We start from the raw sequence: 12,903 nt of genomic DNA, 5'->3' as shown, positions 1-12,903 counted from the left end.
CTAATTACAACCACAACAATCTGGTGACACAAGAAGGATATAAATATGTTACGTGGAAATACAAGCAATTCAAAATATTGGTTAACTTTATTAGCAACCGCACCAATATTCTTTTCAGGGATGTCACAGGCATCGGTGGTTGACGCTAAATTACTGTCAGAGAGTTCTCCTGTATACCCTTTTGAATACCGCAAAGACAGCATCGAAGGATGGGTCCAGGTAAGTTTCGTGGTTAACGCCGAAGGTATAGTCACCGAACCACTCGTTCATGAATCCACCGGGCATGAATTGTTTGAACAGGCTGCACTGGATGCAGTATCAAAATGGCAATACCAACCCGCGTCAAAAGATGGCGTCCCCGTGGCACAGAGCTTTAACGCTGTGCAGGTAGAATTCCACCTGGACACCAGTAATAATTACTATGAAGACAGCGGACGCAATGAAGTCGAAAAACGTTTCCTTTCGCGCTTTCAAAAGGGCATGACAGCGATCGAGCGCGGTAACCTGAAAGAAGCAGCCAAAAAAATCAAGGAGCTTCAGGAACGGGAAAAGCGCAAATGGATCGAAGCCAGTTATTTATGGGTGTTAGAAGGTTATTATTTTGATAAAGCCGGTGATTCAGTTAAGGCAGCTAAAAAATTCTCTCATGTCATGAACAATGGTAGCCAGGTGCTTCCCCGGGCTGTTTATGTGGAAGTACTTAAAAAGGCATTTCGCGCCAATATCATGAACAATAATCTGTTGGGCGCAGTACAGGTTTATGAACATTTTGAAGCAATCGATGCCGACCACGATGGTTTGAAAAGTCTGGCACCCTACTACCAGCAGGCTCAGAGTTTTCTGGCAGGTGAACAACCGTTGGAGCTAATCGGTATGCTGCCAGAAAGCGGACTATGGCATCACACGACGTCGCGCCAAGACTTACAATTGGTTACCGACGGCAAAAAACTCGAATCTGTGCATTTGCGTTGTGATCACCAACAGCAGTCCTTCTCGAATGTTCAAAAACAAAGCATAAAGCTCGAACCCGATTGGGGAACTTGTGTTGTCTACATTGATGGTCCCGCAAAAACACAATTCCTGCTGACGGAATCATAAACAGGTAATTACCTGGCAATAGGATTTCTCAGCCCCCACTAAGAGCGACGCATAAGTCGCTCTTTTTTTGCCTCACTTCCGGTATCCGACACTGTCAGCTCTCCCTCTATTGGCATATCTTATTTACTTTTGCTAATACGAACCATTTGCATTTTTATCTCCAGTTAATATATATTCGCTGCCCTAAGTTTTCGCAATGAGTTTGGCGCGCAACCGGGCGGCGCCAGGCATGATCATTTTGAGTTTCAATTATGATTATTTATTCACATGGACTTGTAATCCTTTGCACACTGCTGTCGGCTGTAGTTTTCTACGCCGGTTGTCCGAACCAACAGTGGTTCTCAAAACGCTATATCACTTTTTTACCGGCACTTTTCCTCAGCCTTTTACTTTTAATACCTGCCTGGCTACTTTTGCGCCTGGACATGTCAGTGCTTTCATCAAGCTTCACACTGCTAACTGCTGAGATGTTGTTTCTTGGAACAATACCGTTTTTGACCCGCTTTAAAACGCCACTGAAAATTAAGTCTGGTAATAAATCCTCGCTGATTCGGGGTGACAGTTACAACACACACAAAGCGCGGTGGACGTTAAAAATTGTCGGTATGTCATTGCTGGGATTCCCTTTTGCGGTATTTACCAGCAGCCTGCTGGGCTGGTGGGCACCGGCCTCCATTCCCAACGATGTGCGTTCTCAATTTATCATGTGGATGATTGTTCCTTTATGGATAACACCGATCAGTCTGGTGTTTATTAGCAATAAACCATGGCGGTTATTTTTAGGTTTTAGTCTGTTTACGCTTTTGGCCTTTGGCCTGTTGTCGCAGGTAAACATTGGAGGTTGATACATGCGTCTGGAAATATTTAAGAACTATCAACAGGTACATATCTGGACGGGCATTCTCTCCGGGCTTTTATTGTTTATTTGCTTTGTTGCGGGTGCGTTAACCATGTTTAAAACGCCTCTCAATCAGTGGGCGTTGCAGGCTGACAACCGCTTACCCACGATTGAATATGCCGCCTATGATGAACTCATTCAGCAAGTACTTGAAAAGCACCCTGAGGCAGCAGCGGAAATGACGGTTTACTTGCCTGGTGCAATGCCGCAACAGGCCCCGGTAACCTGGCTCATCGAAGATCCCCAGACCCATGCCGTTGAATATTGGCAAGCGACTTTAGACGCTGACGACAAGTTGGTCAGTGAAAAAGTGGCTATTTCCGCGATTGGCGACTTTTTAGATCACTTACACCGCACCGCCGGGATCCCTGGCGGTGATGATCATGACGCGGTAGGTATTTTTGTCATGGGCGTTGTCTCCATGTTGTATTTTGTTGCCATAGTTTCCGGTTTGATCATCTTTTTGCCCGGCTGGTTTAAAGACCTGTTTGCTGTCAGAAAGGGGAAGAACAGTAAGCGATTCTGGGTAGATTTCCACAATATTTTGGGCATTACCGCCTTACCGTTTCACATCGTTATTGCAGTTACCACCATCGTATTTGCCTATCACGATGTCCTGTATGGCGCAATGCAGCAATGGGTTTATAAAGATGCCCCTATGTTTAGTCGTCCGGCACCGAAAGAGCTGGATTTAGCATTTAACAACCTGGTCCCGGTAGACGAACTTCGACAAACCATTCAGACGATGGAAGCGGATTTCGAACCTGAAGTATTACGATACGCCGGTTTGGGAACCCCAAGGGCCAGAGTGCTGGTAGGTGGAAACCTTGACGGACAATGGATCAGAGGGCCAGAACACGCCTTCTGGGTGAGCAATCCCTACACCGCCGAATCAGGTTATACCGCTATGTTACCCAGTGTTTCAGGGGTTATGGGCAAAATTGTCAATGGCTTTTTTACCTTACACTTCGGAGGATTTGGCGGCGGATTGGTACATTGGCTGTATTTCGCTATGGGCCTGTCAGGGTCATTATTATTCCTTACCGGAAACATTATCTGGATTGAGGCCCGGCGTAAAAAGCAAAACAACAGTGAGACACCCCCAAAACAAAGGCGTTCAGTGGTGATTTTAGCCAGACTAACGGTCGGAGTGACATTGGGTACGCTGGCCGGTATTGGCCTTGCCCTGCTTACTGCCAAGCTTTTACCACACGCAGACTGGGATATTGCTTTCTGGCAAATGACCGCTTACTACGTTGGCTTTCTTGGTTCAACAGTGTTTGCCCTTGTCTGTAAACCGATAAAGAGCGCAAAAATTCTGTTACTCACCCTTTGCAGCCTGCTACTGGCACTGATTGCTGCGACACTTTTACATTGGGATACGAATGCGAATAACGGGGTCAATGCAGGCGTTTGCCTTGTCTGTGCCGCGTTACTGGCAAGTTTGTGGGCAACCCAGGCCCACCTTAAAAAGCGACAACAACAGATCCCGAGGGACAGCGTGTGGTCCTGACCACTCACGTCCATTAATTTCCCGCAACACACTTAATTATTGGAGACACCAACTCATGCTTACGCCAGATCATTTCCGCCGCCTTCCCCTGCTTGCGGCCATTACTGCAAGCCTTACCGGTCCTGTGGCAATTGCCGAAGATATGCCTGAAAACGACGATACCCAGGTGGAAAATATTGTGGTTATTGGTGAAAAAATCGAACGCACACTGAAAGACACCACGTCATCCATTTCAGTCATTGCCGAAGAGGCCCTGAACAGCACGCAGTTTAAATCGGTAAGTCAGGCTATTTCGGAAATCCCGAATGTCGTGGCACTGTCCGGTTCAGTACCCGATATTCGCGGTGTGTCCGGCAATGGTGCAGCCGGGGGATTTAACTCCATATCAGGTGGCGCCAAGGGCCGGGTTACCACACTGATTGACGGCGTTGCAGAGCCTTTTGTGGCAGATCTCACCGGTGATACCGGTTTATGGGATGTGGAGCAGATAGAAGTGTACCGCGGTCCGCAGTCCACCAGCAATGGACGTAACAGCATTGCAGGGTCAGTCTTTATTAAAACCAAAGACCCCTCACAAAATTGGGAAGGCGCAGCGCGTCTGGGATATCGCAATGAAGACAGCTACGTCGATACTTCCGTTGCGTTGTCCGGTCCCTTGATCGAAGATAAACTGGCGTTTCGCGTCAGTGCGCAGCGGCTGGTTGCCGACACCATCACTGACGACCAGGGTTATGCCAGCAACCCACCAGATTATGATCTGGATGAAATTAAAACCAATCGAATCCGGGCGAAACTGCAATGGACCCCCAGCAGTGAACTTAAAATGCTGCTATCCCACTCGGTCAGCAACGAACAAGGTGATACCGGACGCATCTATTATGAAGCCGAAAACCTGGATGAAAAAAACCGGATTTTCTTCAGAGATATTGAAACCGATGTACATACCACCAGCCTGAATACCGGATACCAAATTAACCAGGATTTTCGACTGGATATCCTACTGGCCGTCATGGATTACCAATGGGGATTTGATAGCTATGAAGCGACGCCAGAAGCTGAGCAGCAACTGATTTTTGATGAAAACAACACAACGCTGGACGCCAGACTCAGTTTTGGACAAAGCCAGGACAGCGTTAAAGGCTTTGTCGGCTTAGCCTATTTTGAACGAGAGCATGACGTTATCAGCACCGGTGCCTACCCCTATTATGGCGATGATAACAGTGAGTCAGTGGCCCTCTACACAGAAGTGAGTGTGGATGTTACTGAGAAGCTGAGCCTGATTGCAGGTGCCCGACTGGAACGCGAATCGCAGCTTAGGAATTTTGTCTATGGCCCGATTGATTCAGTACTCGACAAAGATACCAATATCTTCCTGCCCAAATTGGTACTACAATATGACTGGACCCAGCACACGACACTCGCATTGAGTGCGCGAAAAGGCTACAACGCGGCCGGTGGTGCATTGAATTTTACGGAACAAGAATACTACTATTTCGACGAGGAAAAAGTGGACACCTTTGAACTCAGTAGCCGTAGCAGCTTTCTGGACGGTGACGTATTCTTAAGTGCCAATCTGTTTTACAACGATTATCAGGGCTATCAGGCGCTGAGCTCCAGTCGCTTTATCACCAATCTGAACAGTGTGGTCACCTACGGAATGGAACTGGAAGTTAGCGCCAAAATTAACGACAACCTGGATCTGAATGCTGGCCTGGGTCTGCTCAAAACAGACATCAAAGATGCCGGCGAAAACTATCCGGAAGTCGAAGGCAATGAACTTAATTCAGCACCGGACATCACCGCTAAACTCGGTGCCAAATACTGGCTCAGTAATACCCTGAATGTCGGAGTTTCTGTAAATTATGTGGACGAATACTACGGTGATTTCAACAATACCCCGGAGCGGGTTGCCGGTGATTACACCCTGGTCAGACTACAAAGTAATTATGAAATGGGGCAATGGTTATTCTCTGCCTTCATCAATAATGCCCTGGATGAAGAAGCCCTGTTATCCCAGGAGCCAGTAAGTGGCAGATATCCGGCAGGTTACGTGTCCATTGTCGACCCACGCAATCTCGGGGTTTCGGTAACCTATACGTTCTGATCCCTGCGCTTCGTTCCCGGCCACGGTGTTGCCCATGCACAGTACCGTGGCCGTTGCTATGTTTGCAAATCACAAGTTCAGCTTAGAGAATATCGGCTTTATCCTGATTGAACAGCGATTCGAGGTTCTTGCGATTTTGCAGAGTCCGTTGTACCGCCTCCTGGGCATCTAACGGATTCTGTATACTGCGTTTCAGAATTTCTTCGTCATGGTGTTTGAACACCTGCGCATAATAGTTCGCCTGAGCAGTACTAAACCCATATTCCTGCAGTACCCGGGTGGCCGCATCAATACTTCCTTCAAACACTTCGCGTACTAAATGAGTGATCCCCAGGGCATCAAATTTGGCGGCGTTCATACGGTTTCGGAGTCGCGCCACCACTTTTATATCTGGGTACTCTTCCCTGACCAGTTGCGCTATCTGCAAGGCTTTTTCTTCATTGTCTACGGCGATCAACAAAACTTTAACTTGTTCTATCCCCGCTCTTTTCAGGATATCCAAACGCGACGCATCACCAAAATACACCTTGTTGCCATATTTTTTGACAAATTCGATGTGCTCCGCGTCAGTATCCAGGGCAGTAAAAGGAATATTGTGAGCAGCCAACATACGGGCCGTGATTTGACCAAAACGTCCGAAACCGGCGATTAACACCTGGGGGTGATCATCCTGTACATCCGATTCATAGACATTGGGGCAATTTTTACTGTTAAACCAAAGACTGTGCAAGATCACCAGAGGTGCCGTCATGGCCATTGATATGCCCACCACTAACGTTACCTGATCAGCCACGATACCAGGCAACAAATTGTTTGCCGACGCCTGAGCCATGACCACAAAGGCAAATTCACCGCCCTGTGACAACATTAATGCAATGCGCATCGCATCAGTAGACGACTCGCTGGACGCCTTGAGGATAGCAAAGATAACGGCGGCTTTAATCACCACTAATGCCACTGCGCCGCCCAGTATCACCAACGGCTGAGAAACTAATAAACTCAGGTCCAGATTCATGCCGATTGCGATAAAAAACAAGCCCAGCAATAGCCCCTTAAAAGGCTCAATTTCAGTTTCCAGTTGATGTTTAAAGCTTGAGTTAGCCAGCAGCATTCCAGCCACAAAAGCCCCCATGCCCATTGATAACCCGGATGCCTGCATGCCCATTGCTGTGGCCATAACAATCAGTAATGCCGCTGCGGTCATCACCTCTTCACTGCCATAGCGAGACAACAACCTTAAAAAGGGATTAATAAAATAGCGGCCAGCCACCAGAACAACAAGAATCGCCAGGACACTGACCCACCAGGCTGGTGCGGCAGTACCTGAGGTTTCAGATAAAGCCCCTACTAATAACAATATGGGGATCACCGCCAGGTCCTGCATAAGCAGAATCGAAAAGCCCTTCTGCCCGGGTGGCGTCTTTAAAATACGGTGTTCGCTCATCAACTGAATTGCAAATGCCGTAGAAGACAAGGCCACTGCCAAACCAACCACGATAGCGATGTTGAGCGAGAAGCCAAACAACAGCATTAACCCTAAGATCACCGCCGAAGTAATGAGCAACTGCCCGCCACCGGTCAGCAAAATTTGATTGCGCATGCGCCAAAGCTTTTGCGGCTCTAATTCCAAACCGATGACAAATAACAACAACACCACACCCAGTTCGGCAAAGTGCAATATGGTATCGGGATCAGACACCAGATTGAGAACCGACGGACCAATCACCAGTCCCGCCACCAGGTAACCTAAAATCGCGCCCAGTTTGAGTCGTTTAAACACCGGGACAGCCACCACGGCGGCGGCGAGAAATACAAGTCCAGTTGTCATAGTTGCCATAGTTAATAGTTTTCCGTTAAGAGATGATTAAATAGAATAACAAAGCCTGTTTATAACGAACCAATCTTATTTATCAATTGACTGGTTCACTTTGCTTGTTTACTCAGCACCGATACCAAAGCCGGGGGCCAGGTGCATGTTTTCGACACCTTGTAGCTGCGTATGATTGGCCAGAGCCAACTGACACCCCTGCCCTTTTATGCGGTGATCGGCGGAACAATCGACCTGCCACTGACGCAACACATAACTGGCAAGCGCTGCTCTGACCGTCAGCATCAACGCGCTATTTTCCATGCCATAATCCATTTCCACCGCCCTTGTCTGAGCCATTTCGGGATGCGGGATAAGATGCAACTCGACCAACTGATTCCACTGCTTATCTTCGTTTTTTTGCTCGTAGGGCGCACTGACTTCTTCCAGGTCCGAGACGAAAGTAAACCGCGTACAGACAAAATCTCTAAATTGCTGATGGGTGCGGTCAAATGCCCTGACGTGCCAGCGATGCCCGTTGTTAACTATCGCATGCGGTACCAGTTCCCGTTCAGTCTCACCGGAAGTTATAGATACGTAACCACAGCGAATGGCTTGCTGATTGGTGATCGCCCGCATGAGTGCTGCAATTATATTAGCGTCGGGGTGTATCAGGCGCACCGCATCCAGACACACCTCACTGGATTCCACTAAGGTTGAAATGCCATTGCCAAAGCCCTGGCACAATTGGTGGAGAACGGCTTCGGGATCATGATGAAAAACCGCATTAAACTGATCACAGCGATAATAGCGTTTATCCTTGTGATTTAGCGCCAGATTATCAGGAGCCAGTTCTTTGTATGCTGCAAAGTCGCGGGTACTGGCAGCCAGTCCCGTTTTGAAACGCTCGGTTAATTCCGCCCGCGAAATATGCCCAAAATACTGCAAACTAAAATCGATAAAAGCCAGCCGTTCTTTAGCACCATGATTCAGTTCTTCCAGCCAGATTTGTTCTGTTGTCATAATCATTCCCGTTTTCCACCGTCAAAACACAATAACATCCAATCATTTTGATGTCATCATATTTATCGCTCCTTTTTTTGTCTGGCTATGACACAACGTTAAAGGCCCGAAACAACTGCTTGTGTACCTCCACCAGTTTGCTGATATCACGCTGATACCCCCCACCGATTACAGCTGCGATGGGAATACCGGCTTTTTCACTGTAGGCGCGCACCAGACAATCCCGGGCATAAATCCCTTCGGTGGTAACGCACAGATGCCCCAGGTCGTCATCGATATGAATGTCCACTCCGGCATCATAGATAATTGCATCCGGGTTAAATTGCGCAAGCGCAATATGCAGTGCCTCATCCACTACTTCCAGGTAAGCTGAATCATCCATTTTGGCCGGCAATGGAAAGTCCAAATCTGATCGTTGTTTGCGATAAGGAAAGTTTTTCTCAGCATGTAAGGAGACGGTTTTTATATAGGGATGATTTGCTGCCAGCTTGGCCGTTCCATCTCCCTGATGGACATCGCAATCAAATATCAGTACCCGATCAATATCCGCGCTTTGACGCATCTGCAATGCCGCGAGATACAGGTCATTGATGATACAAAACCCCGAACCAAAATTCGCAAAAGCGTGATGATATCCCCCGGTCAGGTTGATAGCCCAGCCTTTATCCAGTGCCTGCTTCGCTGTTAACAAAGTGCCACCAACCGCCGTCAACGTCCTTTTAACCAGTTGCTCTGACCAGGGGAATCCAATCCTGCGCATGGCTTTGTTGTCCATAGTCCCGTGCAAAAAATGCTTCAGATAGGCGGGTGAAAAGACCCGCATCAGGTCTTCCGGAGGCACAGCCACAGGGGCTAAAAAGTCAGTTTCGACGACACCTTCAGTGCGTAACACATCGTAAATCCCCTGGTATTTTTGTATCGGAAATCGATGCTTGACGGGTAAACTTAACTGGCTGTAAATTGGATGAAAAATCAGTTGAGGCATGCTCTATCAGGTGCGCCATAATTATCAATGCGGACAGCAACATCTTACCAGAAGTTGTTTATCTTTAAACTGTACAACTATTCTTAGCAGGCAGAGATACTGACTCATTTTATGGAGGAATTGAAATGTCCAGACTTGAATCTGTAATAAAAGAATTACTGCATATCAAGCAGGAATTAAGCTTGAGAATCAATATGCTGGAAATGGAGGCCCAGCAACAATGGCAAACTTTACTGCGCAAACTCAGTGTCCTGGAAGACGAACTGGAACACGATTTGGTAACCCTGGCTGAAAAGTTAGGCCACTATGAAGAAGAAAGATTTGTGGGTAATGAACAGGAAATTGAAAACTTACTCAATGAGTTTCGGGCATTGCACAGCAAATCCAGACACTGAGTTATTGTGAATTGATGTATCAGAAAGCCTGAAAGCCAATCACATTGCTGTTTTTTTGTCGCTAATCTGGTTAGAATTCCGGGTTTGAACGACAACGGCTGAGACGGGAGCTATATTTTGGCGAGACCACGTACTTTTTGCGAAGAAAAAGTCATTAATGCTGCGATGAATGCCTTTTGGCAGCATGGCTATGACGCCACCTCTATGTGCGATCTCGAAACAGCAACCGGACTAAAACGCATCAGCATCTACAATGCCTTTGGTGACAAAGAGGGCATGTTTCTGGCCGCGTTAGATATGTATCACGAACAGGGTAAAAACCTATTTCAGATTGAAGTCCCTGAAGCCGGCCTGGAAGGCATCAAACTGCTTTTTGAAAAAATCAGCAGTGAAAAGGACACAGAAGAACCCAATCATTGTGGTTGCCTGATGGTAAACGCGCTATTGGATTTGAACAAATCCAGCCCGGCAGTAAAAGAAAAGTTACTGCGCTTTAAACAGCAAGTTTACACCTCCTTTTACCAGGCTCTGGAAAACGCGCGAAACCAACAGTTAATCGATGCCAGTGAGGCCGAGCTAACACGCAAGACAGAATATTTATGCGGGTGTTTATGGGGCGCGATTGCCACAATTCGTATTGATCAAAATCCCTGCGCAGCCAAAGGTATGGTGGCCACCATTTTAGATACCATTCAGGGCTGGAAACGTCACCAGAACAGTTGATCCCGGTTAGGTGAATTTTGTTTTCGACAGACTGCTGACAAACAAGCCCATATCAAAAAAGCACCGTTAACGTGCAACGCGCACTAAAATCATTCACAGCAGATTACAAAAACCTGCTAAAGCCTTTACAATAAAATCATAAACAACTGAAATACAAAGATATTTTTTATTTTTCAAAGTTGGCACGATACTTCCTTTATAGTTGGCATAATTCGTTTTTCGAATTGTGGGGGGCACGAAGTCGGGGTCAGCTTCGCAAAAATAATAACAATAAGCCTCCCTGTTCTTTATTTAGAACCGGGCCTGATACCAGTAAAACCGATGAGCACACAAAAACCGCAAGTTTTTCAGGTCCAGGGAAAAAGTGAGCCCCCGACGTTTCGGGGAGCTCAGTCTTTCTTATCCGGCGTGTCCGAAATTGATACGGTACAAACAGAAGCTCAGAATAAAGAAATATGCGAATTACACGAAAAACTCATTTTGCTGATTAATGAGCTGGAAGAATTACTCATCGAAGATCAAGAAAACGCCTAATCCCCCTTCATATTGACATGCACTGGTTTACACATTTACTATTGGCCTTTAATTTTCCCCGAGCCGCGAAGTTAATTTCTCCTCACCTATGTTTGTAAGATATCTCTTACAATATTTTCAGAAATATCATACATCTAAATTTTTAGATACCGCTAGATTCAATAGTAGAGCCTTAATTTATTGAAGCAGTAACCAACACTCAAAAAGGATTTTTGGAGGCGCGGTATGAATCAAAAAGTAACGAAACAACTGAAGATTTTGATCGTCAATCAAAATATGGCCGCCCGCAGTGAGCTTAAAAATATGCTTGCCACTTTAGGCCAATCAGCCGTTACTTTAATGAAGGATGGCAGGGACTTAGTCGGTCGCGAACAGTCTTTTAAATACGACCTGATATTCATCCGGGAAGACTTAGGGTTTAGCCTCACCGGTGCGAACCTGGTCAGGCACCTGACTCGCTCCAACCTGGTGCCTAAGTGGTGCAAGTTTGTGATTATCACGGACAGCGCTGAAAAGATCGGCGCCAGCCCCATCTTCAGGCATTTACGCACAGAAATATTAGAATTCCCGCTAAATTACAAGATGGTGGAAAATTCGGTTAACGCCACCATTGAATCTCTGCAAGTTTTCCAAAACATATTAAAAAACCTCAATCAAATTTCCCCCAGTGTTTTAATTAAAAGCATCATTAATATTGACCCAAGTAAATTTGATGAAACTCATAAAGATGAATTATTGGAATTAAAGATTAAGCTGTTGCTGCAAGGGCGTCGACCTGATTTAGCATGGAATATTTCAGAAAAAATCGCCTTAAGTTCAGATAAAGTTCGCGAACAGTTATTCATCAGCTTTTCAACCGGGCAAAGGGAGCGCTTTTTATCGACCCTAGACAATGCCAATGGCTGCGAAATTCTGCGCAAAGGCTGTATTTATTATCAAACCTTGCAAAAACTTCATGAAAACGAACCAGAACTGGCCCTGCGTTGCTTTGAAAAACTGGAAGAGAGTCAGCTTCAATCCAATGAAATAGAAACTCACGCCTTATTACTACAAAAAGTACAGGGGTTGAAAAAAGCACTGGATTATCTGAATCATAAAGAGGCTATAAAAACCGATGAGTTTGACCTGAAAAACAATATCTCATTGGTACGGTTGCTTTGTTATTCCCTCGCCTCCCTCAGTGGTAACCTGGACGGCAACTCTGCCCAAAAAGTTCACAACGACATGGTTGAAATCATTCGCAACAACACCTGGTCTAAGGGATCATTCAAATACAATATGTACAAACCTTTTATTTTGCTGGGGCTTGCCGCCCTGCAGGGTAAAACCTTGCTGAGCAATTTCGAGAAACTTTATGATTTGCGACACCAGTTGGATGTCAAGCAGTTGAATATCCTGTTATATGTTGCCCACAAGTACAACCTCGAAGCTCAGGCCATCGAAGTACACAAGATGTTGGAACGCAATGCCGCCAGATTGGAAATCAGTCCTGAGTTGATTAGTTTTGAAATCACCCATACTGAAGTGATGACCCGCACACTGACCAAAACGGAACAGAAAGCCCGCTATCTGTTACTGGCAGACCTGCACAGACAATCAGGCCGGGTATATCGGGCACTGCGCAAATATTACAAATGTCTTCAGGATTTTTCTCCCGACGATAACGTTAAGCTGCAAATACTGGACTTAATGAAGGAGTTGGGTTTGAAACAGTACTGGAGTTTTAAATCACCACAGGCCCTCAGTAACCCCCTGTGTCAGGATAGTTGTCGCCTCAGTTTTTCGTATTGTTAGACAGGGGGTGGATGACAGGTTTGAGTGAA

The 12,903-nt window shown here is 46.3% G+C and carries 11 protein-coding genes; 8 read left to right on the top strand and 3 right to left on the bottom strand.

Annotation, left to right across the window (positions count from 1 at the left end):
* Positions 1-45: 45 nt before the first annotated feature.
* The 4 genes from AC0J20_RS11365 to AC0J20_RS11350 all read left to right on the top strand — a co-directional run bounded on the left by AC0J20_RS11365 (position 46) and on the right by AC0J20_RS11350 (position 5,613).
* Entirely contained in the window at positions 46-1,098 is a 1,053-nt protein-coding gene (locus AC0J20_RS11365) for an energy transducer TonB (protein WP_473021735.1), read from the top strand.
* 494 nt (positions 1,099-1,592) lie between these two features.
* On the top strand, positions 1,593-1,943 hold the full coding sequence (locus tag AC0J20_RS11360) for a hypothetical protein (protein WP_473021734.1): 351 nt from the start codon (positions 1,593-1,595) through the stop codon (positions 1,941-1,943).
* A gap of 3 nt (positions 1,944-1,946) precedes the next feature.
* Positions 1,947-3,509, top strand: coding sequence for a PepSY-associated TM helix domain-containing protein (locus tag AC0J20_RS11355; RefSeq protein ID WP_473021733.1), 1,563 nt, complete (start codon positions 1,947-1,949; stop codon positions 3,507-3,509).
* A 55-nt stretch (positions 3,510-3,564) separates the two neighbouring features.
* Entirely contained in the window at positions 3,565-5,613 is a 2,049-nt protein-coding gene (locus tag AC0J20_RS11350) for a TonB-dependent receptor (RefSeq protein WP_473021732.1), read from the top strand.
* Positions 5,614-5,695: 82 nt separating this feature from the next.
* On the opposite strand, the gene AC0J20_RS11345 is transcribed toward AC0J20_RS11350, so the two are convergent.
* From AC0J20_RS11345 to AC0J20_RS11335, 3 genes are all read right to left on the bottom strand, one after another.
* Positions 5,696-7,450, bottom strand: coding sequence for a monovalent cation:proton antiporter-2 (CPA2) family protein (locus AC0J20_RS11345; RefSeq protein ID WP_229529112.1), 1,755 nt, complete (start codon positions 7,448-7,450; stop codon positions 5,696-5,698).
* Between the two features lie 99 nt (positions 7,451-7,549).
* On the bottom strand, positions 7,550-8,443 hold the full coding sequence (locus AC0J20_RS11340; RefSeq protein WP_473021730.1) for a WYL domain-containing protein: 894 nt from the start codon (positions 8,441-8,443) through the stop codon (positions 7,550-7,552).
* Between the two features lie 85 nt (positions 8,444-8,528).
* Positions 8,529-9,428: a histone deacetylase family protein gene (locus tag AC0J20_RS11335; RefSeq protein ID WP_473021729.1), complete on the bottom strand. Its 900-nt coding sequence runs from the start codon at positions 9,426-9,428 to the stop codon at positions 8,529-8,531.
* Between the two features lie 125 nt (positions 9,429-9,553).
* On the opposite strand from AC0J20_RS11335, the gene AC0J20_RS11330 reads away from it, so the two are divergent.
* From AC0J20_RS11330 to AC0J20_RS11315, 4 genes are all read left to right on the top strand, one after another.
* Entirely contained in the window at positions 9,554-9,823 is a 270-nt protein-coding gene (locus tag AC0J20_RS11330; RefSeq protein WP_229529115.1) for a hypothetical protein, read from the top strand.
* Between the two features lie 117 nt (positions 9,824-9,940).
* Positions 9,941-10,546 (top strand): TetR/AcrR family transcriptional regulator, encoded by a 606-nt coding sequence (locus AC0J20_RS11325; protein ID WP_473021728.1) that lies wholly within the window; start codon positions 9,941-9,943, stop codon positions 10,544-10,546.
* Between the two features lie 321 nt (positions 10,547-10,867).
* Complete coding sequence (locus AC0J20_RS11320; protein WP_229529117.1) at positions 10,868-11,080, top strand: hypothetical protein; 213 nt, start codon at positions 10,868-10,870, stop codon at positions 11,078-11,080.
* A 225-nt stretch (positions 11,081-11,305) separates the two neighbouring features.
* On the top strand, positions 11,306-12,874 hold the full coding sequence (locus AC0J20_RS11315; RefSeq protein WP_473021727.1) for a response regulator: 1,569 nt from the start codon (positions 11,306-11,308) through the stop codon (positions 12,872-12,874).
* Positions 12,875-12,903 lie beyond the last annotated feature (29 nt).

The organism is Planctobacterium sp. R6 (assembly GCF_055755215.1).
The sequence above is the reverse complement of the archived record's forward strand: the minus strand, read 5'-3'. Positions and strand labels throughout refer to the sequence as shown.